Source organism: Vulcaniibacterium gelatinicum (assembly GCF_008033445.1).
Taxonomy (GTDB): Bacteria; Pseudomonadota; Gammaproteobacteria; order Xanthomonadales; family Xanthomonadaceae; genus Vulcaniibacterium_B; species Vulcaniibacterium_B gelatinicum.
Window position 1 is genome coordinate 162,601 of the sequence record NZ_VNKO01000002.1, and the last position, 22,483, is coordinate 185,083.

The 22,483-nt window shown below is 71.8% G+C and carries 20 protein-coding genes and 2 pseudogenes; 12 read left to right on the plus strand and 10 right to left on the minus strand.

What is annotated here, in order from left to right:
- Positions 1-90 precede the first annotated feature (90 nt).
- The 10 genes and pseudogenes from FPV26_RS02245 (at position 91) to hisIE (ending at position 7,705) form a co-directional block, all read left to right on the plus strand.
- Positions 91-411, plus strand: a complete 321-nt coding sequence (locus FPV26_RS02245; RefSeq protein WP_147652068.1) for a YerC/YecD family TrpR-related protein — start codon at positions 91-93, stop codon at positions 409-411.
- Positions 412-422: 11 nt separating this feature from the next.
- On the plus strand, positions 423-1,337 hold the full coding sequence (gene hisG, locus FPV26_RS02250) for an ATP phosphoribosyltransferase (RefSeq protein ID WP_147652069.1): 915 nt from the start codon (positions 423-425) through the stop codon (positions 1,335-1,337).
- Positions 1,334-2,632 carry a histidinol dehydrogenase gene (gene hisD, locus FPV26_RS02255; protein WP_147652070.1) on the plus strand — a complete coding sequence of 433 codons (1,299 nt, stop codon included), beginning with the start codon at positions 1,334-1,336 and terminating at the stop codon, positions 2,630-2,632. Before hisG ends, hisD begins: the two co-directional genes overlap by 4 nt.
- The gene (hisC, locus tag FPV26_RS02260) at positions 2,629-3,714 is read left to right on the plus strand and encodes a histidinol-phosphate transaminase (protein WP_147652071.1); all 1,086 of its coding nucleotides are present in this window, start codon (positions 2,629-2,631) and stop codon (positions 3,712-3,714) included. The genes hisD and hisC overlap by 4 nt, the downstream gene beginning before the upstream one ends.
- Positions 3,711-4,487 (plus strand): annotated as a pseudogene (hisB, locus tag FPV26_RS12945) (histidinol-phosphatase); the annotation flags it as partial. The gene hisC and the pseudogene hisB, both read left to right, overlap by 4 nt.
- Before the next feature lie 156 nt (positions 4,488-4,643).
- Positions 4,644-4,949, plus strand: a pseudogene (locus tag FPV26_RS12950) (bifunctional histidinol-phosphatase/imidazoleglycerol-phosphate dehydratase); the annotation flags it as partial.
- Positions 4,946-5,548: an imidazole glycerol phosphate synthase subunit HisH gene (hisH, locus tag FPV26_RS02270; RefSeq protein WP_147652075.1), complete on the plus strand. Its 603-nt coding sequence runs from the start codon at positions 4,946-4,948 to the stop codon at positions 5,546-5,548. The pseudogene FPV26_RS12950 and the gene hisH, both read left to right, overlap by 4 nt.
- A complete protein-coding gene (gene hisA / locus FPV26_RS02275; protein WP_147652077.1) occupies positions 5,545-6,288 on the plus strand; it encodes a 1-(5-phosphoribosyl)-5-[(5-phosphoribosylamino)methylideneamino]imidazole-4-carboxamide isomerase in 744 nt (247 codons plus the stop codon). Before hisH ends, hisA begins: the two co-directional genes overlap by 4 nt.
- Positions 6,282-7,052: an imidazole glycerol phosphate synthase subunit HisF gene (hisF, locus tag FPV26_RS02280; RefSeq protein WP_147652079.1), complete on the plus strand. Its 771-nt coding sequence runs from the start codon at positions 6,282-6,284 to the stop codon at positions 7,050-7,052. Before hisA ends, hisF begins: the two co-directional genes overlap by 7 nt.
- A gap of 5 nt (positions 7,053-7,057) precedes the next feature.
- Positions 7,058-7,705 (plus strand): bifunctional phosphoribosyl-AMP cyclohydrolase/phosphoribosyl-ATP diphosphatase HisIE, encoded by a 648-nt coding sequence (gene hisIE / locus FPV26_RS02285; protein ID WP_147652125.1) that lies wholly within the window; start codon positions 7,058-7,060, stop codon positions 7,703-7,705.
- 497 nt (positions 7,706-8,202) lie between these two features.
- Here hisIE and FPV26_RS02290 read toward each other — a convergent pair whose 3' ends face one another.
- On the minus strand, positions 8,203-10,026 hold the full coding sequence (locus FPV26_RS02290) for a sensor domain-containing diguanylate cyclase (protein ID WP_181952536.1): 1,824 nt from the start codon (positions 10,024-10,026) through the stop codon (positions 8,203-8,205).
- A 100-nt stretch (positions 10,027-10,126) separates the two neighbouring features.
- Between FPV26_RS02290 and FPV26_RS02295 the strand changes: the two genes are divergently transcribed.
- The gene (locus FPV26_RS02295; RefSeq protein ID WP_147652084.1) at positions 10,127-11,758 is read left to right on the plus strand and encodes a calcineurin-like phosphoesterase C-terminal domain-containing protein; all 1,632 of its coding nucleotides are present in this window, start codon (positions 10,127-10,129) and stop codon (positions 11,756-11,758) included.
- Positions 11,759-11,786: 28 nt separating this feature from the next.
- Here FPV26_RS02295 and mtnC read toward each other — a convergent pair whose 3' ends face one another.
- The 5 genes from mtnC to FPV26_RS02320 all read right to left on the minus strand — a co-directional run bounded on the left by mtnC (position 11,787) and on the right by FPV26_RS02320 (position 16,760).
- Complete coding sequence (mtnC, locus tag FPV26_RS02300) at positions 11,787-12,488, minus strand: acireductone synthase (RefSeq protein WP_147652086.1); 702 nt, start codon at positions 12,486-12,488, stop codon at positions 11,787-11,789.
- Complete coding sequence (locus tag FPV26_RS02305; RefSeq protein ID WP_147652088.1) at positions 12,485-13,045, minus strand: 1,2-dihydroxy-3-keto-5-methylthiopentene dioxygenase; 561 nt, start codon at positions 13,043-13,045, stop codon at positions 12,485-12,487. Before FPV26_RS02305 ends, mtnC begins: the two co-directional genes overlap by 4 nt.
- Positions 13,042-13,677 (minus strand): methylthioribulose 1-phosphate dehydratase, encoded by a 636-nt coding sequence (locus FPV26_RS02310; RefSeq protein WP_147652090.1) that lies wholly within the window; start codon positions 13,675-13,677, stop codon positions 13,042-13,044. Before FPV26_RS02310 ends, FPV26_RS02305 begins: the two co-directional genes overlap by 4 nt.
- 64 nt (positions 13,678-13,741) lie before the next feature.
- On the minus strand, positions 13,742-15,163 hold the full coding sequence (locus FPV26_RS02315; protein ID WP_147652093.1) for an amino acid permease: 1,422 nt from the start codon (positions 15,161-15,163) through the stop codon (positions 13,742-13,744).
- A 112-nt stretch (positions 15,164-15,275) separates the two neighbouring features.
- The gene (locus FPV26_RS02320; protein ID WP_147652095.1) at positions 15,276-16,760 is read right to left on the minus strand and encodes an amino acid permease; all 1,485 of its coding nucleotides are present in this window, start codon (positions 16,758-16,760) and stop codon (positions 15,276-15,278) included.
- 192 nt (positions 16,761-16,952) lie between these two features.
- Here FPV26_RS02320 and FPV26_RS02325 point away from each other — a divergent pair, with 192 nt between their 5' ends.
- On the plus strand, positions 16,953-17,549 hold the full coding sequence (locus FPV26_RS02325; RefSeq protein WP_147652097.1) for an NUDIX hydrolase: 597 nt from the start codon (positions 16,953-16,955) through the stop codon (positions 17,547-17,549).
- On the opposite strand, the gene efpL is transcribed toward FPV26_RS02325, so the two are convergent.
- The 4 genes from efpL to FPV26_RS02345 form a co-directional block, all read right to left on the minus strand.
- Entirely contained in the window at positions 17,509-18,075 is a 567-nt protein-coding gene (gene efpL / locus FPV26_RS02330; RefSeq protein WP_147652099.1) for an elongation factor P-like protein EfpL, read from the minus strand. The two genes, FPV26_RS02325 and efpL, sit on opposite strands and share 41 nt — an antisense overlap.
- A 109-nt stretch (positions 18,076-18,184) precedes the next feature.
- Positions 18,185-18,955: an SDR family NAD(P)-dependent oxidoreductase gene (locus tag FPV26_RS02335; protein ID WP_147652101.1), complete on the minus strand. Its 771-nt coding sequence runs from the start codon at positions 18,953-18,955 to the stop codon at positions 18,185-18,187.
- 82 nt (positions 18,956-19,037) lie between these two features.
- Positions 19,038-21,587, minus strand: a complete 2,550-nt coding sequence (locus tag FPV26_RS02340; protein WP_147652103.1) for a sensor domain-containing protein — start codon at positions 21,585-21,587, stop codon at positions 19,038-19,040.
- Complete coding sequence (locus FPV26_RS02345) at positions 21,584-22,483, minus strand: hydroxymethylglutaryl-CoA lyase (RefSeq protein WP_220429063.1); 900 nt, start codon at positions 22,481-22,483, stop codon at positions 21,584-21,586. The genes FPV26_RS02340 and FPV26_RS02345 overlap by 4 nt, the downstream gene beginning before the upstream one ends.

Below are 22,483 nucleotides of genomic sequence, written 5' to 3' on the forward strand. Positions count from 1 at the left end.
GCCGGGGCCGGGCATGAACGAAACCGTCAGGAGGGGTTGACCCGGCTTCGATCACGCATTATTGTGCTAACGCGCTATTACATTAATGCGATGAAACAACGCCCCCAGCCCCTCCCCAGCTACGACGCCGAGGCCAACCTCGACGCGCTCGCCTACGCGCTCGCCACGCTCACCGACCCGGCCGAGGTCCGCGCCTTCCTGGAGGACCTGTGCACCCCGGCCGAGCTGGAGGCGATGAGCGACCGCTGGAAGGTGGTGCCGCTGCTCCTGCAGGGCGTGCCGTACCGCGAGATCCACGACCGCACCCTGGTCAGCGTCACCACCATCGGCCGTGTCGCCCGTTCGCTCGAACGCGGCGCCGGCGGCTACGTGCGCGCAGCGCGCAAGCTCGGCCTGGCCGAGTCGCATTGAGGTTCCCCGCCATGACCCCTCCCGCCCCCGCGGCGGCGCGCGACCGTCTGCGCATCGCCATCCAGAAGAGCGGACGCCTCAGCGAACCCGCGCGCGCGCTGCTGTCCTCCTGCGGCCTGGGCTGGCGCGAAAGCCGCGACCGCCTGTTCTGCTACGGCGAAAGCGCGCCGGTGGACCTGCTCCTGGTGCGCGACGACGACATTCCCGGCCTGATCGCCGACGGCGTGTGCGACCTCGGCATCGTCGGCCGCAACGTGCTGCTGGAACAGGCCGGCGAGCGCGAGGCCGCCGGTCGTCCACCCGCCAGCCGCGAGCTGCGCGCGCTCGGCTTCGGCGGTTGCCGGCTGGCGTTGGCCGTGCCCGAGGACTGGGAATGGCGCGGGCCGGAACAGCTCCAGGGCAAGCGCATCGCCACCAGCTACCCGGCGCTGCTGCAGCGCTGGCTGGCCGAGACCGGCGTGCAGGCGCAGATCGTGGTCCTGGCCGGGTCGGTCGAGATCGCCCCGCGCCTGGGCCAGGCCGACCTGGTCTGCGACCTGGTCTCCAGCGGCGCGACGCTCGCCGCCAACCACCTCAAGCCGGTGCAGACGGTGCTCGAGAGCGAGGCGGTGCTGGCCGGCCCGGTGGCGCCGTTCACCGGCCCGCGCGCCGAGCTCGCCGAAATGCTGTTGCGGCGCCTGGACGGGATGCTGAAGATCCGCCACAGCCGCCTGCTGATGTTCCAGGCCGCGCGCGAGCGCGTGCCGGTGCTGCTGCAACTGCTGCCCGATGCCGAGCCGCCGACGGTGTGGCAGGTGGACGGCGGCGACTGCCTGGCGCTGCAGGCGCTGTGCCACGGCGACGTGAGCTGGCAGCGGCTCGAAGAGCTCAAGCGCGCCGGCGCGCGCGGCCTGATGGTGCTGCCGGTCGAGAGGTTGCTCGCATGAGGCCGGTGGCTTGGCGCGAACTCGACCCCGCGGCCCGCGCCGCGCTGCTCGAGCGTCCCGTGCACGCCGTGTCGGCCCAGGTGCGCGAGGCGGTGGCGGAGATCTTCGCCGCGGTCGCCGCGCGCGGCGACGACGCGCTGGTCGAGTACACCGCCCGTTTCGACGGCGTGCGGCTCACCGATTTCGAAGTCCGGGAAGAGGAATTCGAGGCGGCCGCGGCTGCGGTTCCGTCCGAGGTGCGCGACGCGATCCTGGAGGCCGAGGCGCGGATCGAGCATTTCCACCGTGCCGGCATCCTGCAGCCGTACCGGGTCGAAACCGCCCCCGGCCTGAGCTGCGAACGGATCCTGCGCCCGATCGCGCGGGTCGGACTGTACGTGCCCGCCGGCAGCGCGCCCTTGCCGTCCACCGCGCTGATGCTGACCGTGCCCGCGCGCCTGGCCGGTTGTCGCGAGATCGTGCTGTGCACGCCGCCGCGCGCCGACGGCACGGCCGATCCCGCCGTGCTCGTCGCCGCGCGGCTGGCGCGTGGCGTGCGCGTGTTCAAGCTGGGCGGCGCGCAGGCCATCGCAGCGATGGCGCTGGGCACGGCGAGCGTGCCGCGCTGCGACAAGCTGTTCGGCCCCGGCAACGCCTACGTGGACGAAGCCAAGCGCCAGGCCGCGCAGCGCCTGGGCGGACCTGCCATCGACATGCCCGCGGGACCGTCCGAAGTGCTGGTGATCGCCGATGCCGGCGCCGATCCGGCCTTCCTCGCCGCCGACCTGCTGTCGCAGGCCGAACACGGCCCCGATTCGCAGGTGCTGCTGATCACCGACACGCCGGCGCTGCTGGAGGCGGTCGCGGACGAGATCGAGCGGCAGCTCGCGCGCCTGCCGCGTGCGGCAATCGCGCGCCAGGCCCTGGCCGCTTCGCGGCTGATCCTGGTGGATGCGCTCGAGGAGGCATTCGCGATCAGCAACGCCTATGCCCCCGAGCACCTGATCCTGGCGTTGCGGCAACCGGATCTGTGGTTGCCCTGGGTCGAGTCTGCCGGCAGCGTGTTCCTCGGCGATTACACGCCGGAAGCGCTCGGCGACTACTGCAGCGGCAGCAACCACGTGCTGCCCACGGGCGGGGCAGCGCGCGCGTTCAGCGGCCTGTCCGTGGTCAGCTTCCAGAAGGCGATCACCGTGCAGCGGGCCACGGCCGAAGGCATCGCCAACGCCGGTCCGTGCGCGGTGACGCTGGCCCGGGCCGAGGGCCTGCACGCGCACGCGCGCGCGGTCGAGCTGCGACTGGAGCGGCCGACATGAGCACCGCGACGGCCCTGTTGCGCGAGGACCTGCGCGGCTTCGCCGGTTATTCGTCCGCGCGCAGCGTGGCGCTGCGGGGCGAGATCTGGCTCAACGCCAACGAATCCTCGTGGGCGAACCCGGCCGACACGGCGGGCCTGCTGCGCCGCTATCCGGCGCCGCAGCCGGAGCCGCTGCGCGAGGCGCTGGCGGCGCTGTACGGCGTGGATCCCGCACGACTGCTGATCGGTCGCGGCAGCGACGAAGGCATTGACCTGCTGGTGCGCGCGTTCTGCGCGCCGGGGCAGGGTGCGGTGGCGATCGCGCCGCCGGTGTTCGGCATGTACGCGGTCTGTGCGCGCCTGCATGGCGCGCGCGTGGTCGAGGTGCCGATGCGTGAGGGCGAGGACGGCTGGCGCACGCCGCTGGAGGCGCTGGGCGAGGCCGCGTTGGCGGAAGGCGCCACCTTGGTGTTCCTGTGCTCGCCCGGCAATCCCACCGGCGAGGCGCTCGCTCCCGCGGCGATCGGCGCGCTCGCGCGGCGCCTGTCCGGCCGCGCGCTGGTGGTGGTGGACGAGGCCTATGCCGAGTACGGCGATGCGCCCTCAGCCACGACCCTGCTCGACGCGCACGACAACCTGGTGGTGCTGCGCACGCTGTCGAAGGCGCACGCGCTGGCCGCGGCGCGGATCGGCTGCGTGATCGCCGATCCGGTGGCGATCGGGGCGCTGCGCCGCTGCCAGGCGCCGTATCCGGTGCCGGAACCCTCGGCTGCGGCGGCGCTGGCCGCCGTGGCGCCCGCGACGCTGGCACGCACCCGCCTGCGCGTGGAGGAAACGCGCCGCGAGCGCGAACGGGTCGCACGCGGCCTGGCCGCGTGTCCCGGCGTGCGGCGCGTGTACCCGTCGGCGGGCAACTTCCTGCTGGTGCGCTTCGCCGATGCCGACACCGCCTTCGCCCGCCTGCTCGCGGCCGGCATCGTGGTGCGCGACATGCGCGCGCTGCCGCGGTTGGACGATGCGCTGCGCATCACCATCGGCGCGCCGGCGGAGAACGACCGCGTGCTGGCCGTGCTCGGCGCTCCCAGGGAGGTGGCGGCATGAGCGGGCGCGCGCCGATCCTGTTCGTGGACCGCGACGGCACCCTGATCGAAGAGCCGGCCGACTTCCAGGTGGACGACTTCCGCAAGCTGCGCTTCGTGCCCGGCTGCATCCCCGCGTTGCTGCGGCTGCGCGACGCCGGCTACCAGTTCGTGATGGTGACCAACCAGGACGGGCTGGGCACCCCCGCATTCCCGCGCGAGGCCTTCGAGGGGCCGCAGGCGCTGCTGATGCAGTTGCTGGAGAGCCAGGGCATCGTGTTCCGCGAGGTGCTGATAGACCCGAGCCTGCCGGAGGAGAACAGCCCCAACCGCAAGCCGGGCATCGGCATGGCCCTGCACCTGCTGCGCGACCGCAGCGTGGACTGGTCGCGTTCGGCGGTGATCGGCGACCGCGAGACCGACCTCGAGTTCGCCCGCAACCTCGGCGTGCGCGGGTTCAAGCTGCGCACGCCCCGGTTCGGCGACGGCGACGACTGGGCCACGATCGCGCACCTGCTCGCCGATGCGCCGCGCATCGCCCGCGTCGAGCGGCGCACGCGCGAAACCACGATCGCGGTGGACGTGGACCTCGACCGCGAGGCCGAACCGCGCGTGCGCACCGGGCTTGGATTCCTCGACCACATGCTCGAACAGCTCGGCAAGCACGGCGGTTTCGCCCTGACCGTGCAGACCGAGGGCGACCTGCACGTGGACGAGCATCACACCGTGGAGGACACCGCGATCGTGCTCGGCCAGGCGTTGCGGGAGGCGCTCGGCGACAAGCGTGGCATACAACGCTTCGGTTGGTCCGGACGATTCCATCCTGGAATCGCCCAGACATCGCCGGCTCAGGCCCAGCCTGAGCCGGCTCCCGACGGATCGAGCGAAAGTCCGCTCGATCCGCGGTCGGCACATCCCTGTGCCGATGAAACTCCGATTGCATCGGAGTTTCGCTACGGCTTCACCCTGCCGATGGACGAGGCGCTGGCTTCGGCCGCGCTGGATGTCTCCGGCCGCGCCCACTTCCAGTTCGAGGGCGCGTTCCGGCGCGAGCGCGTGGGCGACCTGCCGACCGAGCTGGTGCCGCACTTCTTCCGTTCGCTGTGCGACGCGGCCGGCTTCACCCTGCACCTGACGGTGCGCGGCGACAACGACCACCACCAGGTCGAGGCCTGCTTCAAGGTGGTGGCGCGCGCGCTGCGCCAGGCGCTGCGGCGCGAGGGCGATGCGCTGCCGAGCACCAAGGGGGTGCTGTGAGCACGGTTGCGCTGATTGATGCCGGCGGCGCGAACCTCGGCTCGGTGCGCTACGCGCTGGAGCGACTTGGCGTCGTGCCGCGCATCGTCCGCGACGCCGACGAACTCGGCCTGCCTGCGCGGGTGATCCTGCCCGGCGTCGGCGCCGCCCCGCAGGCGATGCGGCTGCTGCGCGAGCGCGGCCTGGACGTGGCGCTGCGCGCGCTCGAGGTGCCGCTGCTGGGCATCTGCCTCGGGATGCAGTTGCTGTTCGAGCGCTCGGAGGAGGGCGAGGTGGAATGCCTCGGCCTGCTGCCGGGCAAGGTACGGCGACTGGCGCCTCAGCCCGGCCTGCGCGTGCCGCACATGGGCTGGAACCGGCTGCGGCCGCTGCGCGTCGATCCCCTGCTCGACGGCATTCCGGCCGACGCGCATGCGTACTTCGTGCACGGGTATGCGGTGCCGGTGACCGGGGACTGCCTCGCCGCAAGCGAGCACGGCACGGCGTTCGCCGCCATGGTGCGGCGCGGCCGCCTGTGCGGCGCGCAGTTCCACCCCGAGCGCTCCTCCGACGTCGGCGCGCGCCTGCTGCGCAATTTCCTGGCCTTGGAGGCGGCATGAACTTCACGGTGTATCCCGCGATAGATGTGCGCGAGGGAAGGGTCGTGCGCCTGCGCCAGGGCGACTACGCGCGCGAGACGCGCTACGACGCCGACCCGCTCGCGCTCGCCGCGCAGCACGTGCAACAGGGCGCACGCTGGCTGCACCTGGTGGATCTGGATGCGGCGCGCGAGGGTGGCTACACGCTGCGCCCGCTGCTCGCCGAGATCGTCCGCCAGACCGGCCTGCAGGTGCAGACCGGTGGCGGCGTGCGCGCGGAGGAGGACGTGCAGGCGCTGCTCGATGCCGGCGCAGCGCGGGTGGTGGCCGGTTCGCTCGCGGTGCGCGAACCGGAACGCGTGGCGGCGTGGCTGCGCCGCTTCGGCCCCGAGCGCATCACCATCGCGCTCGACGCGCGCCAGGATCCGGCCGGGATCTGGCGCCTGCCGGTGCATGGCTGGACCGAAACCACGCCATGGACGCTGTTCGACCTGGCGCGCTACTACGCCGCAGCCGGCCTGCGCCACCTGCTGTGCACGGACATCGCCCGCGACGGCATGGGTGCGGGCCCGAACCTCGACCTGTACCGCGAACTGGCGGCGCAGCTTCCGACGGTGGCAGTGCAGGCCAGCGGCGGCGTGCGCGAGGCCACCGACGTGGCGGCGGTGCGCGAGGCCGGCTGCACGGGCGTGGTCCTCGGCCGCGCCCTGCTCGAAGGCCAGGTGCGGCTGACCGAGATCCTGCCAGGGGCCACATGCTGAGCCGCCGCATCATCCCCTGCCTGGACGTGCGCGACGGACGCGTGGTCAAGGGCGTGCGCTTCCGCGACCACGTGGACATGGGCGACATCGTCGAGCTGGCGCTGCGCTACCGCGACGCCGGCGCCGACGAGCTGGTGTTCTACGACATCGGCGCCAGTCCGCAGGGACGCAGCGTGGACGTGCGCTGGGTCGAGCGCGTGGCGCGCACGCTCGACATCCCGTTCTGCGTCGCCGGCGGCATCCGCGACGTGGCCACCGCGCGCGACGTGCTGCTGGCCGGGGCCGACAAGATCTCGGTCAACACCCCCGCGCTCGAGCGTCCCGCGCTGATCGCCGAGCTGGCCGAGGCCTTCGGGGTGCAGTGCGTGGTGGTGGGCGTGGACTCGCTGCGCGATGCCGACGGCGAATGGCGGGTGCGCAGCCACACCGGGGATCCGGACCGGATGCGCGCGCCCGGCCTGCGCACGCTCGAGTGGGTGCGGCAGGCGCAGGCGCGGGGCGCCGGCGAGATCGTGCTCAACTGCATGGACAGCGACGGGGTGCGGCGCGGCTACGACATCGCGCAGCTGCAGGCCGTGCGCGCGGTGTGCGAGGTGCCGCTGGTCGCGTCCGGCGGCGCCGGCACGATCGCCGATTTCGTGGCCGCGTTCCGCGTGGCCGACGTGGACGGCGCGCTGGCCGCGAGCGTGTTCCATGCCGGCACGGTGGAGATTCCCGCGCTCAAGCAGGTACTCGCGGCGGAAGGCATCGAGGTGCGGACGTGAACGGGATTTCCTCGCCAAAACCCGCGGATTCCCGTGCGGACTTCTCCGCGGACACCCTGGACTGGCAGAAGGGCGAGGGCCTGCTGCCGGCGATCGTGCAGGACGCGGCCACGCGCCGGGTGCTGATGCTGGGCTGGATGTCGCGCGAGGCGCTGGAGGCGACGCTGCACACCGGCCGGGTCACCTTCCACAGCCGCAGCCGGCAGCGGTTGTGGGTCAAGGGCGAGACTTCCGGCAACTTCCTCGCCCTGGTCCGGGTCGAGGCCGATTGCGACGGCGATGCGCTGCTGGTGCAGGCGCTGCCGCAGGGCCCTACCTGCCACCTCGGCCGCACCAGTTGCTTCGCCGATGCGCCCGGGGATGTGCTGGCCGAGTTGGATGCGTTGGTGGCCGAGCGCGAGCGCGAACGGCCGCCGGGCAGTTACACCACGGTCCTGTTCGAGGGCGGCACGCGCCGGATCGCGCAGAAGGTGGGCGAGGAGGGCGTGGAGGTGGCGTTGGCGGCGCTGGCCGAGCGCGACGAGGCCTTGCTCGGCGAAGCCGCCGACCTGCTGTTCCACCTGCTGGTACTGCTGCGCGCGCGCGGGCTGTCGCTCGCGGAGGCGCTGCGGGTGCTGGCCGAGCGCCGCGGCCGAGCGCAGCGCGAGGGTTGAGTCAACGGATTCGCTGCCGGGCGCGGTCGGGGTTCGTGCTTCTGATAGCGTTGAGCGGACGATTGGTTGGCCCGGATTCGGTGCGCGGGGGGTGTCGCTCTCCGCTCGGTCAGGGCTTCCTGCCCTGACTCGCGCGCCGGCCATCCATGGCCGGCTTGACGCGACCCCCCCCACACACACCGAACCCTCGGGTGAGGTCTCGGCGCTTGCCGGGAGAGCAACGGCAACAGCGCAATTGCGCCGAGATGGGGCACGAAGCTTTGGCACACAGATCCCCGAGGCGTCGGTGTGCCTGGGGTGGGGTTCGAGCGCGCCATGGATGGCGCGCGGCCGCGTGTCGGAGCCGGATGCGGAGCCCACGCGGCGAACCCCACCCCGGGCATACCGGCGCCTCCGCCCGAAGCGACAAAACTTCGCCCAAGGCGCCATGCGGCATCGGGATAGGGAATCAGTCTTCAGGCAGCCCGCGACGCCGATCAGACGGACCGGGTTGCCGCTCAAGCCACGCTCATCGAATGCCGCACGCAGTTGCGGCCGTCGCCCTTGGCCCGGTACAGCGCCTCGTCGGCGACCTTGATCAGCTCCTCCGGCGTCATCTCCCGCCCCGGCGTCACCGTGTGCACCCCGATGCTGATGCTCATCCGGATCGTGTGCTTGCCGCTGCGCACCGGCGACTGGTGGATGTGCATCCGCACCGACTCGGCGACCTGCAGCGCCTCCTGCGCATCCGCGCACGGGAACACCGCCACGAACTCCTCCCCGCCGAAGCGCGCCACCATCGCCTCGCGCGCCGCCAGCGCCTCCTGCAGGCTGCGGGCGGCCGCGCGCAGGCAATCGTCGCCGGCCAGGTGCCCGTAGGTGTCGTTGATCTGCTTGAAATGGTCCAGGTCGGCCAGCAGCAGCGCCAGGCAACCGTTGCGCCCGGCCACCTCGCGCAGCGTCTGCTCGAAGGCCTCGTGGAAATGGCGCCGGTTGTACACGCCGGTGAGCGGGTCGCGGCGGCTGTACTCGCGCAGCTGCACGTTGGCCTCGCCGAGCTGCGCCATCGCCGTGCGCAGCTGCCGGGTCCGCTCGATCACCGTGCGGTCGAGCTTCTCGTTGGTCTCCTGCACGATGCGGATGTTCTCGGTGCGCAGGCTCGCGTAGCGGTAGCCGAGCGCGACCGAGAGCAGCAGCATCTCCAGCGCGGAGCCCATCTGCACCCCGTACTCGGTGAAGAAGTTCTTCGGCAGCAGCCCGAACGCGAGCGCGGCGAACACCGCGGTGCCGGCCAGGAACACCGCCCAGGCCAGCAGGAACAGCCGTGCCGGCTCGAACCCGCGCCGGAGCATCACCACCGACTGGATCACGATGAAGAGCACGTTCGGGAACACCGCCGCGGAGACGATCGGCGTGGAGATGCGGTAGGGCAGGGCGAACGAGGCCACGCCCATGACCGCGAAGAACACCAGGAACGCCACCGACAGCCGGTTCGCGGCCGGCCAGCGGTGCTCCAGGTCGAGGAAGTGGCGGGCGAACTGCTGCATCGCCGCCAGCGCGATGCAGATCGAGACCGGCACGCACCACTCCTGCATCAGCGGCGAGTTCGGCCACAGGTACTCGAAGGCCAGGCCGTTCAGGCAGAACAACACCAGCCCGAAGCCGCCGACGTGGAACAGGTACCAGAAGTAGCTCCAGTCGCGCAGCCACAGCCACAGCACCAGGTTGTACACCAGCAGCGCGATCAGGATCCCGTAGTAGATGCCGATGCCGAGCTGCGCGTCGCGCGCCAGTTCGGCGAAGGCCATCGGCGTGTACAGCGCCAGCGGCACCTGCATCGAGCTTTCGCTGCGCACCCGCACCAGCAGCTCCACCGGCTGGCCCGGCGGCAGGCGCACCTCGAAATTGGGGGTGCGGTAGCGGATCGCGCGCGAGTCGAACGGCAGCCGGTCGCCCGAGGCCTGGTGCTCGATGCGCCCGTCGGGATGGCGCAGGTACACGTCCACGTAGTCGCTGAGCGGGTACTTCTGCACCAGCAGCCAGCGCGGCTCGTCCGGGTTGCGGTTCAGCAGGGTGGCATGGAACCAGAACGTGTCGCGCTGGAAGCCGAACACCGGTCCGCCGGGCGGCAGTGGCCGGAATTCCCCGGCCTGCGCCCGCTCGAACATCCGCGCCGGCTCGCCGCGCGGCTCCGCCTCCTGCAGGTAGCGGACGTGCGGCGCGAGGTCGAGCGAGGCCGTCTCCGGCCCGAGCACGGCCGGCGTGCGGGCCGCAGCGAGCACCGGGGCCAGCAACGACCACCCCAGCAGCAGCACCAGCAGCCAGTGTTCCCTTCGGTGCATCCTGTCCCCCCTCCCTTCTGCGCACGATAACGCCCCGCCGGCAGCGGGCCAAGCCGCATCCGGGGCCTCCGTGCTACGGGAACGCTGGCGATAATGGGCCATGCTCCGGACCCTCCTGCTGCTCTGCACGGCGCTGGCCGCCGTGGTCCCGCCCGTGGCCGCCATGCCCTGCAACGCCGGCCGCGTGTTCCTGGACGCCGACCGCGACGGCCACGCCGATCCCGACGAGCCCGGCCTGCCGGACGTGGCGGTGTCCGACGGCCTGCGCGTGGTCCGCACCGATGCGGAAGGCCGCTACGCCCTGCCGGTGGAATCCGGCCGCACCGTGTTCGTGGTCAAGCCCGCCGGGTACGCCGTGCCCGCGGGCGTGGACGGCCTGCCGCGGTTCTGGCGCCACCTCCAGCCCGAGCCCGGTCCCGCGCTGAGGTACGGCGGGATCCCCGCCGCACCGGCGGCCTGCCACGACTTCGCCCTGTGGCCGCAGACGCCCGCGCCGCGTCGCCGTGCCGAGGCACTGCGCGTGCTCGTGTTCGGCGACCCGCAGCCGAAGACCGCGCAGGACGTGGCCCACTACCGGGGCGACATCGTGCAGGCGGTGCTGGACGATGCCGCGCAGGACGCCCACCCGCACGTGCCGGCCGCCGACCTCGGCCTGAGCCTGGGCGACATCGTCCACGACGACCTCTCGCTCTATCCGCTGGTCACCGCTGCCACCGCCGCGCTCGGCGTGCCCTGGCTGCACGCGCCCGGCAACCACGACCTCGACTTCGACGCGGCCGGCGACGAGGACTCGCTGCGCACCTTCCGCAACAGCTTCGGCCCCGACACCTTCGCCTGGGAGGAGCGGGAAGCCGTGTTCGTCGTGCTCGACGACGTGATCTACCTGCCGGGCCAGCGCCCCGAGTACATCGGCGGATTGCGCCAGGCGCAGTTCGCCTTCCTCGAGGCCTACCTGCCGACGGTGCCGAAGGACCGGCTGCTGGTGCTGGCGATGCACGTGCCGCTGTTCGAGGAACCGGGACGGGACGGCTTCCGCGACACCGACCGCGCGCGCCTGTTCGCCCTGCTGCGCGATTTCCCGCACGTGCTGGTGCTGAGCGCGCACCGCCACACCCAGCAGCACGTGTTCCACGATGCCGCCAGCGGCTGGCAGGGCGCGGCGCCGCTGCACGAGTACAACGTCGGCGCCGCGTGCGGGGCGTTCTGGTCCGGGGTGAAGGACGCGCGCGGCATTCCCGACGCGACCATGAGCGATGGCACCCCGAACGGCTACGCGGTGCTGACCGTGCGCCCCGGCGGCGCCTACGCGCTCGCCTGGCGCCCGGCGCAGGGCGGGGCGCTCGCGCCCACCACGCCGGCGATCGCCCTGCACGCGCCGAAGGTGCTGCGCCACGGCGCCTGGCCGGGCTTTGCCGTGTACGCCAACGTGTTCATGGGCCACGAGCGCACCCGCGTCGAGTACCGCGTGGACGATGGCCCGTGGCAGCCGATGCGCCGGGTGCTGCAGCCCGATCCGCGCGTGCTGGCCGAGAACCTGCGCGACGACCAGGCCGCGGCCCTGCGCGGCTACGACCGGATCCCCGAAGCCACGCCCTCGCCGCACCTGTGGCGCGGCCCCTTGCCGACCGACCTGGCCCCGGGCGAGCACCGCATCGAGGTGCGCGCCTTCGACGACTGGCAGGGCGAGCAGCGCGCCGCGACGAGCTACCGGCTGGACGTGGCGACGCCCTGAACGGCCGCGCGCCGGCCGCGGGGTGCGCTCACAGCAGCGCGTCCACCGCGTCGAAGGAAGTCACGCGCGGATGGCCGTTGCGCGCCGCGCCCTCGCGCGGCGCCGGATAGTCGGCCAGGCGGTCCACCAGCACCGTGCGCATGCCGGCCTCGCGCGCGGCGTCGAGCTCCTCGACCACGTCGGACAGGAACAGCACCTCGGCCGGCGCCAGGTCCAGCGCGTCGGCGATGCGCGCGTAGCTCTCGGCCTCGCGCTTGTGGCCGATGGCGGTGTCGAACCAGCCCGAGAACAGCCCGGTCAGGTCGCCGGCCTCGCTGTGGCCGAAGAACAGCTTCTGCGCCTCGACCGAACCGGAGGAATACACCGCCAGGCGATGGCCCCCCGCGTGCCAGCGACGCAGTCCCGCCACCGCGTCCGGATAGACATGCGCGCGGTAGTCGCCGTGCTCGTAGCCGGCACGCCACAGCAGCCCCTGCAGGGCCTTGAGCGCGGTGTGCTTGCGGTCCTGGTCCATCCAGCCCTGCAGGGTCTCGACGACCAGCCTGTCGTCGCAGGCCCCGCCCAGTTCGGCCGCCACCGCGTCCAGCCAGCGCCGCACTTCCGGTTCGCGCCCGTGCGCGTGCACGAACGCCGGCAGCGCGCGCCGCGCGTAGGGGAACAGCACGTCCTTGACGAAGGAGATGCTGCTGGTGGTGCCCTCGATGTCGGTGAGGATGGTGGGAGGAGTCATTCGGCCGCCTGCCCCCGCTCGTAACGCGGGAAGCGCCCGGCGATGTCGGTGCCGGTGAAGTGCCCGACCCAGCCGTCCGGCTCGGTGAAGAAGCGGATCGCGACGAAGCTCGGCTCGGGGCCCATGTCGAACCAGTGCGTCATCCGGTCCGGGACCGCGATCAGGTCGCCGGCCTCGCACAGCACCTCGTACACGCGGTCGTCCACGTGCAGGGTGAACAGGCCGGAGCCGGCGACGAAGAAGCGGACCTCGTCCTCCTTGTGGAAGTGCTCGTCCAGGAACTTCTTCCGCAGCTCCTCGCGGTTGGGGTTGTCCGGCGCGATGCTGACCACGTCCACGGTGCGGAAGCCGCGCTCGGCCACCAGGCGGTCTATGTCGGCGCGGTACGCGGCCATGATCGCCTCCGGCGGGTCGCCCGGCCTGACCGGTTGCACGGCCTGCCACTGCTCGAAGGCGACGCCGATCCGCTGCAGTTCGCGCGCGATCTCGGCGCGGTCACGGGTGGCCAGCAGCGGCGCGTCGGGGTGGTCGTCGGCGAAGATCCTCAGGCGGCTCATCTCAGTTTCCTCAGCTCCAGCTCGCAGGCGAGCAGGAACTCGAATGCCTCCAGGTGGCGGCGGGCCTCGGCGATGTCACGGCCCCAGGCGTACAGGCCGTGGCCGTCGATCAGGTAGCCCCACATCGGCTGCGCGTCGAGCAGGGCGTCCACCTGCGCGGCCAGGGTATGCATGTCCTGCGAGTTGGGCAGCACCGGCAGGTCCAGTTCGGCCTCGTGCGTGGTCTGCCCGGCGAAGGCCTTGAGCAGCTCGTAGCCCTCCAGGTGCACGTGCCCGGCGCCGGAGAACAGGCGCGAGGCCACCGTCTGCACCAGCGAGTGGGTGTGCAGCACGCAGCCCACCTGCGGGAAGCGCGCGTACAGGCGCGTGTGCAGCAGGGTCTCGGCCGAAGGACGGTGGCTGCTGCCGACGGGGTTGCCGTCCAGGTCCACCACCATGATGTCGGCCTCGGTCAGCCGGCCCTTGTCGCGTCCGGAGACGGTGATGGCCACGTGGCGCGCGTCGAGCCGGCGCGAGAAGTTGCTGCTGGTGGCCGGCGTCCAGCCGCGTTCGGCCAGCTCGCGCACGTTCATGATCAGCTCGCCGGCGGCGTGGCGCAGCTGCTGGTCGTCGTAGGGCAGGGCGTCGCTCATCCCGCAAGTCTAGCGAATCCGGGGAAGCGCCCGCGTCCCCGGACCGCGCGCCGGCCGCCCCCGGCTATCGCTGGCGGCTATGCCGGTATCCGTACAGGAAATAGATCAGGAAGCCGCCCGCGGTCCACACCGCCATCAGCATCCAGTTGTGCAGCGTCATCGCCGACAGCAGGACCAGGCAGCTCAGCACGCCCGCGCCGCACACGAACCACGCCGCCGGGATCCGGAACGGCCGCGGCAGGTCCGGCTGGGTGCGGCGCAGGATCAGCACGCCCACGCACACCGCGGCGAACGCGATCAGCGTGCCCATCGAGGTCAGCTCGCCCAGCACGTCGAGCGGGAACAGCGCCGCCAGCAGGGCGATGCCGATGCCGGTGATCACGGTGTTGATGTGGGGGGTGCGGTACTCGGGATGGATCTTCGTGAACACCGGCGGCAGCAGGCCGTCGCGGGCCATGATCATGAAGATCCGCGGCTGGCCGATGATCATCACCAGCACCACCGAGGCCAGGCCGATCATCGCGCCGATCTCGACCACGATCCGCAGCCAGCCCAGTTCCGGGTGCGCCGCGACCGCGGTCACCACCGGTTCGTCGGTGCCGAGCTGCGTGTACGGCACCAGGCCGGTCATCACCGCCGCCATCGCGATGTACAGCACGGTGCAGATCGCCAGCGAGAGCAGCATGCCGATCGGCAGGTCGCGCTGCGGCCGGCGCGACTCCTGCGCCGCCACCGACACCGCCTCGAAGCCGATGTAGGCGAAGAACACCATCGCCGCGCCGCGCAGCACGCCGTCCCAGCCGTACTTGCCGGGGCCCTCGTTGGCGGGGATGAACGGTTCCCAGTTGCCCGGATCCACGTACTTCCAGCCGGCGAAGATCACCAGCAGGATCAGCCCGGTCTTGAGCACCACCATGGCGATGTTCATCGCCGAGGACTTGCGGATGCCGATGTAGCAGACCCAGGTCAGGGCGAACACCAGCGCCGCGGCCGGCAGGTTGGCGATCGCGCCGGTCGGCCGCAGCTGCGAATCCAGCGGCGCCGAGCTCAGCGCCGCCGGCAGGTGGATGCCGAAATGGTCGAGCAGGCTGAGGAAATAGCCGGTCCAGCTCACTGCCACCGCCGAGGCGGAGACGCCGTATTCGAGCACCAGCATCCAGCCGATGAACCAGGCGGCGAGCTCGCCGAGGGTGGCGTAGGTGTAGGTGTAGGCGCTGCCGGACACCGGCACCATCGAGGCGAACTCGGCGTAGGCGAGGGCGCAGAACGCGCAGCAGATCGCCGCCAGCACGAACGAGAGCATGATCGCCGGGCCGGCATGGTCGGCGGCGGCCTGGCCGGTGATGACGAAGATGCCGCCGCCGATCACCGCGCCGATGCCGAGCGCGGTCAGGGCCCAGGGGCCGAGCGTCCGGTGCAGTTGCAGTGCCTCGGCGTCGGCGTGGCTGGCGTGCGGGTGTTTGGTCGCGAGCAGGTGCTGCAGCATGGTCGGATCCTGGCGTCCGGAGTGCGCGGTGCCGTCGGGGCGGGCGTCGGGGAGCGGGAAGCAAGGAGGGCCGGCGAATCGTTCGTCGGCCCTCCGTGAGGTTGCGGGCGGCTCAGCCCTGGCGCAGCTTGCTGTGGCGGTAGCCGTACAGGAAGTAGATCACGAACCCGATCACGGTCCACGCCGCCAGCAGCAGCCAGTTGTACCAGCCCATGAAACCCACCAGGGCCAGGCAGGACAGCGCGCCGAGGGTGCAGATCACCGGCGCCATCGGCACCCGGAACGCGCGCGGCAGGTCCGGGCGCGTGTGGCGCAGCACCCACACGCCGATGCACACGGTGGCGAACGCGAGCAGGGTGCCCATCGAGACCAGGTCGCCGAGCACGCCGAGCGGGAAGAACGCGGCCAGGATCGCGGCCACGATCGCGACCACGATGGTGGCCTTGTGCGGGGTCTGGTGCTTCGGGTGGACCGCGCCGAAGAACTTCGGCAGCAGGCCGTCGTGCGCCATGGCGAAGAAGATGCGCGGCTGGCCCATCAGCATCACCAGGATCACCGAGGTCAGACCCGCGACGGCGCCGATCTCGACCGCGAACTTGAGCCAGCCCAGCGCCGGGTACGCCTCCAGCGCGGTGGCCACCGGCTTGGCGGTGCCGAGCTGGGTGTACGGCACCAGGCCGGTCAGCACCGCGGCCACGATGATGTAGAGGATGGTGCACACCACCAGCGAGCCGAGGATGCCGATCGGCATGTCGCGCTGCGGGTTCTTGGCTTCCTGCGCCGCGGTCGAGACCGCGTCGAAACCGATGTAGGCGAAGAACACGATCGAGGCCGCGCGCAGCACGCCGGGCCAGCCGAAGCGGTCGCCGCCTTCGTTGGCCGGGATGAACGGGGTCCAGTTGTCGGGGTTGACGTACTGCGACCCCAGGCCGATCAGGGCCAGGATCACCGTGACCTTGATCGCGACGATGATCGCATTGGCGGTCGCCGACTGGCGGATGCCGATGTAGCACAGGTAGCCCACGGCCGAGACGATCAGCACCGCGGGCAGGTTGAACAGCGACCCGGTCGGGGTGAATTCGCCGTTGGCATAGGCCACCGGCGCGGAGGCGAACAGGGTCGGGAACTTCCAGTCGCTGCCGAGCATCTGCGCGACCGACTCCATCAGGCTGATGGTGTAGGCCGACCAGCCCACCGACACGGCGGAGGCCGCGAACAGGTACTCGAGCACCAGGCTCCAGCCCACGAACCAGGCCACCGCCTCGCCGAGCGTGGCGTAGGTGTAGCTGTAGGCGCTGCCCGAGACCGGGATCATCGAGGCGAACTCGGCGTAGCACAGGCCTGCGAACGCGCAGGCGACGCCGGCGAGCACGAAGCTGAGCATGATCGCCGGGCCGGCGTGGTTGGCCGCGGCCTGCCCGGTCATCACGAAGATGCCGGCGCCGATGATCGCGCCGATGCCGAGCAGGACCAGATGGCGGGCGGTGAGGACGCGCTTGAGGCCCGCTTCTCCCTGGAGCGAGCCTTCCACCGGTTCGCCGGCGTCCACGTGCGGCGCGGGCTCCACCGGCTTGGTGATGAACAGGTCGTTGAACATCCGATTCCCCTGGAATTGATGGGACCGCCGTCCGTGCGGACGGCGGCTGGAGCGTATGGCCCGTGGGGGCGGGCCACCTTAACCCACGCGGGAAAGCAGCAGCAAGGGCGCATCGCGCGCCTCCCGGGGCGTGGGCGCGGCCGCTGCGGCCGCATAATTGCGCCCCCTTTCCTGTCAAGGCCCGTTCCGCCCATGTCCCCGCGCACCGCAGCCACCGACGCGGCGCTCCGCCGGGCCCTGTTCGACTACGCCCGCCGCTGGCCGGAGGAGACCGTGGTCGGCGCGTTCCTGGCGTTGCTGGACGATCCCGAGGATCCGTTCCGGCGCGAACGGCGGCAGGGCCACTTCACCGCCTCGGCCTGGCTGGTCAGCGGCGACGGCCGGCGGCTGCTGATGACCCACCACCGCAAGCTCGACCGCTGGCTGCAGCTCGGCGGCCATGCCGACGGCGACCCGGACCTGCCCCGGGTGGCGCTGCGCGAGGCGGCGGAGGAGTCGGGTCTGCGTGGGCTGGCGCTGGAGGACGAGGCGATCTTCGACCTCGACCGGCACTGGATCCCGGCACGCGGCGAGGTGCCTGCGCACTGGCATTACGACGTGCGCTACGTGGTGCGCGCGCACGGCGGCGAGGACTACGTGGTCGGCGACGAATCGCACGACCTGGCCTGGCGCGGGATCGCGGCACTGGCGGAGGACGCGGACGCCGATCCCTCGGTGCGGCGGATGGCGCGCAAGTGGGCGGCGCGGGTCAGTCCGCGCGCCCCATGTACTCTCCGGTCGTCGTGCTGACCAGCACCCGGTCGCCGTTGGCGATGTACTCGGGCACCAGCAGCTCGATCCCGGTGGCCAGACGCGCGGGCTTGGGCCGCTTGGTCGCGGTGCCGCCCTTGAGCTCGGGCGGGGTGTCCACCACCTCCAGCGCCACCGTCTGCGGCAACTGCAGCGCCACCGGCTGGTCGTCAATGAGCTGCACGTAGCAGCCGCCGAGGTTGTCCACGATGTAGCCCGCGGCGTCGCCGACCATCTCCGGACCGAGGTGGTAAGGGGTGTAGTCCTCGTCGTCGAGGAACACGAAGGCGTCGCCGTCGCGGTAGGAGAAGGTGGCCGGGCGCCGGGTCAGCTCGACTTCCTTCAGGTCGTCCTCGGCGCGCAGCGACAGGTCGTACTTGCTGCCGCCGGGCACGCTGTACAGGGTGAAGCGGAAGGTGACGTTGCCGCCGCGCCCCTGCGGCGCGCTGCGCTCGATGTCGCGCACCTGGTACACGGTGCCGTTGTGTTCGACCACGTGGCCTTTCTTGACTTCGGAAGCCTTCATTGCCTGTCCGTCGTTCCGGCGCAAGCCGGAACCCATTTGTTCAGGGGGGTGCCATGGGATCCCGGGCCAGCGCACGCCCATGCGCCGTCCGGGATGGGGTGTCCTGCACTCACTTCGGCGCCAGCCGGGTCGCGCCGTCCAGGCGGATCGTCTCGCCGTTGAGGTAGCGGTTCTGCAGGATGTAGGCGACCAGGTCGGCGAACTCCTCCGGCCGGCCCAGGCGCGAGGGGAACGGGATCGAGGCTGCCAGCGACTGCTGCACGCTCTCGGGCATGCCGTCCACCATCGGCGTCCAGAACACGCCCGGTGCCACCGTCATCACCCGGATCCCGAAACGCGCCAGCTCGCGCGCCATCGGCAGGGTCATGCCGACCACGCCGCCCTTGCTGGCCGAATACGCGGCCTGGCCGATCTGGCCCTCGTAGGCGGCCACCGAGGCGGTGTTGACGATCACCCCGCGCTCGCCGTCCTCGCCCGGCGCGTTGTGCTGCATCAGCGCGGCAGCGGCCTTGGCGACGTTGAAGCTGCCGACCAGGTTGACCATCACCGTGGTCTGGAACTGCGACAGCGGCATCGGCCCTTCCTTGCCGAGCACGCGCCCGGCGCCGAGGATGCCGGCGCAGTTCACCACCGTGTTGAGCCCGCCCAGGAACTCGCGCGCCGCGGCCAGGCTGGCGGTCACGCCGTCCTCGGAAGTGACGTCGGTGCGGAAGTAGCGGGCCTTGTCCTGGCCCAGCTCGGCGACCGCAGCCGCGCCCTTGTCGTCGTTGACGTCAAGCAGCGCGACCTTGCCGCCGTGGGCGGCCAGATGCCGGGCCACGGCCAGGCCAAGGCCGGAGACGCCGCCGGTGACGACGGCGCGGACGTTGTCGAGTTGCATGCGCGAATCCCCGTGAAGCTGCCAAAGCACGCCATTTTACGCCAGCGGGGCGCCGCGCCCGGCGGCCCTGCCCCAGGGCGCGTCAGGCATGCCGGATGCGCAGCGGCGTGGCCAGGCGCAGGGCCAGTTCGTCCGGCGCCAGGCCCGGCGCGTAGAGGAAGCCCTGGCCGGTCGTGACCCCCATGCGCAACAGGAACTGGCGCTGGGCGTCGCTCTCGATGCCCTCGGCGACCAGGTGCAGCCCGAGGCTCTGGGCGATGCCGGCCACCGCCTGGCAGATCGCCACGTCCGAGGCGTTGTGCGGCACGCCGTGCAGGAACTGCTGGCTCAGCTTCATGCCCTGGATCGGCAGCCGGCGCAGGTAGTTCAGTGCGCTGTAGCCTTCGCCGAAGTCGTCGATGCTCAGGGTCACGCCGAGCGCGCGCAAGGCGTCGAGGGTGTCGAGCGTGTCCGGCGCGTCCTCGATCAGGACACGTTCGGTGAACTCGAGCTCCAGCGCCTCGCCGGGGATGCCGGCCGCGTCCAGCGCCGCCGCCACCCGCTCGGCCAGGTTTTCGGCCAGGAACTGGCGGTAGGAGACGTTGACCGAGATCCGGCCGACGGCAATGCCGGCGTCGCGCCAGCGGCGCAGTTGCCGGCAGGCCTGGTGCAGCACCCAGTTGCCGATGCGGACGATGTCGCCGGTGACCTCGGCATGACTGATGAAACGGTCCGGCCGCATCTCGCCCAGCACCGGGTTGCGCCAGCGGATCAGCGCCTCGGCGCCGACGATGCGGCCGCTGACCAGGTCCACTTGCGGCTGGTACACCAGGCGCAGTTCGTCGTTCTCGATCGCGCGGCGCAGGTGCGTTTCCATCTGCAGGCGCTGCAACTGCTGTTCGGCCAGCGCGCCGGAGAAGCCCTGCCAGCTGTTGCGGAGCCGCCGCTTGCTGTCGTACATGGCCAGGTCGGCGTTCTGGATCAGCACGTGCGGCCGGTCGCCGTGGACCGGCGCACGGGCGATGCCGATGCTGGCGGTGATGCTGAACTCCTCGCCTTCCATGCGGAACGCGTCGCGGAACACGTCCAGGATCGCCGCGGCCAGGCGCTCGGGCTGGTGCTCGTCGTCGGTGTCGCACACCACCAGGAACTCGTCGCCGCCGAAGCGGGCGATCAAGCCTTCGGTGCCCACCGCATGCTGGATCCGCGCCGCTGCCCGCGCCAGCACCTGGTCGCCGGCGGCGTGGCCGAGCACGTCGTTGACGATCTTGAAGCGGTCCAGGTCCACGTACAGCACCGCCAGCCGGGACTGCGCCGGGTCGGACAGGCGCGTTTCCAGTTCGGCCAGGACCGCGTCGCGGTTGAGCAGCCCGGTGAGCGGATCGCTGCGCGCCTGCACGCGCAGGGTTTCCTCCGCCTGCTTGCGCTCGGTGATGTCCTGCAGGGTGCCTGCCAGGCGCGCGCCGGTGGGGTCGCCGGGCTCGACCTCGCCGATCATCCGTACCCAGAAGGCGTGCCCGTCGGGCCGCGTGCCCTGCAGCTCCCGGTCGAAGCCCTCGCCGGCGTCACGACACTGGCGCACGGCTTCCAGCAACTGGCGGCGGTCCTTTTCGCGCAGCGATTCCAGCAGGCCTTCGAGCGTTTCCGGCGTTCGGCCGAGGATGCGCTGCGTCTCGGCGGTGAGGTGCAGGCTGTCGCGGCCGGAGTCCCATTCCCAGCCGCCGATGTGGGCCAGCGCCTGCACCCGCTCGAACAGCGCGCTGTCGCGCTTGAGCGCGGTCACGTCGGAGAACAGCGACAGCACTTGCTGCGGACGCCCCCCGCCGGGGCCGAACTGCGGCACGGCGGTGACGCTGAACCAGATCAGGCGCCGCAGCAGGCGGTCGTAGAAGCCGAGCACCGTGCTCTCGACGATCCGGCCGGTGCGCAGCGCGCGCCGCGCCGGCACGTCCTCGTACTCCAGTTCCTGGCCGCGCTCGTCCACGATCAGCCAGCGCTCGCGGTTCAGTTCCTCCTCCAGGCGCTGGCCGGGCGCCAGGCTGAGCATGCGCAGGATCGCGGGGTTGCCGTACACGATGCGGCCGTCGGCATCGCGGATGACGATGCCGTTGTCCATCGTCTCCATCAGCTCGCGGTAGCGCAGCTCGGCCTCGCGGTGGCCGCTCATGTTGCGGGCCACGGCCACGATCCGGCGCTCGCCCTCGTCGTCGAACGCGGCCGAGTGCACCTGCACCGGGAAGCGGGTGCCGTCGGCACGCATGTTGGTCACGTCCACCACGTAGGTTTCGCCGCGACCGAGCACTTCCCACACCGGCAGCATGTGGTCGCGCGGCAGGTCGGGGTTGAGCACGTGGATCGGCTGGCCGACGATGTGCTCGCGCGGGCGCTGGTAGGCCGCCACGCCGGCCTTGTTCAGGTCGAGCACGATCCCTTCCCAGCTGATGATGCTGACCGGATCGGGCACGGCGTCGAACAGCGCGCGCCAGCGGTTGCGCGCGGCCTGGGCCGCGACGGCCTCGGCCTGCAGCGCGTCATGGGCCTGGCGCAGCAGGACGCGCAGATGATCGGGGAGGTCGGGGGCCTCGCACGCCTCGCGCAGCGCCGCGAGGGTCGCGGCGGCGTCGGATTCCGGCGGTGGCAGGCGGGAGTTCACGCCACGGCCATCGCCCTTGCGACCTTGCTTCCGGTGTCCCGTCCGAGCAGGGAGGCGAGCCAGCGGCCGGTCTCGGCCAGCCGTTCCAGATCCACGCCGGTGGCGATGCCCAGGCCGTGCAGCATGTACACCACGTCCTCGGTGGCGACGTTGCCGCTGGCGCCGCGCGCGTAGGGGCAGCCGCCGGTGCCGGAGACCGCGGCGTCCACCACGCCCACGCCTTCCTCCAGGCAGGCCAGGAGGTTGGCCAGCGCCTGGCCGTAGGTGTCATGGAAGTGCACGGCGAGCGCCGGCATCGGCACCTCGGCGGCCACCGCGCGCAGCATCGCCCGCGCCTTGCCGGGGGTGCCCACGCCGATGGTGTCGCCGAGCGAGATCTCTTCGCAGCCGAGCTCGTGCAGGCGCCGGGCCACGCGCACCACGTCCGCGAGCGGCACCGCGCCCTGGTAGGGGCAGCCGAGCACGGTCGAGACGTAGCCGCGCACGCGCACGCCATCGGCGCGGGCGCGCTCGAGCACGGGGCGGAAGCGCTCGATGGACTCGTCGATCGAGGCGTTGATGTTCCTGCGGTTGAAGGCCTCGGAGGCGGCGGTGAACACCGCCACGTCCTGCGCGCCGACCGCGCGGGCGCGTTCGTAGCCCTGTTCGTTCGGGACCAGCACCGGGTAGCGCACCCCGGGCCGTTTCGTGATCCCGGCGTACACCTCGGCCGCGTCCGCCAGTTGCGGCACCCATTTCGGGCTGACGAAGCTGGTGGCCTCGATGCAGGTCAGGCCGGTGGCGGCGAGGCGTTCGATCAGCTCGATCTTGGCCGCGGTGGGGACGAACGCCCGCTCGTTCTGCAGCCCGTCGCGCGGGCCGACCTCGACGATGCGCACGCTGGCGGGCAGGCCCAT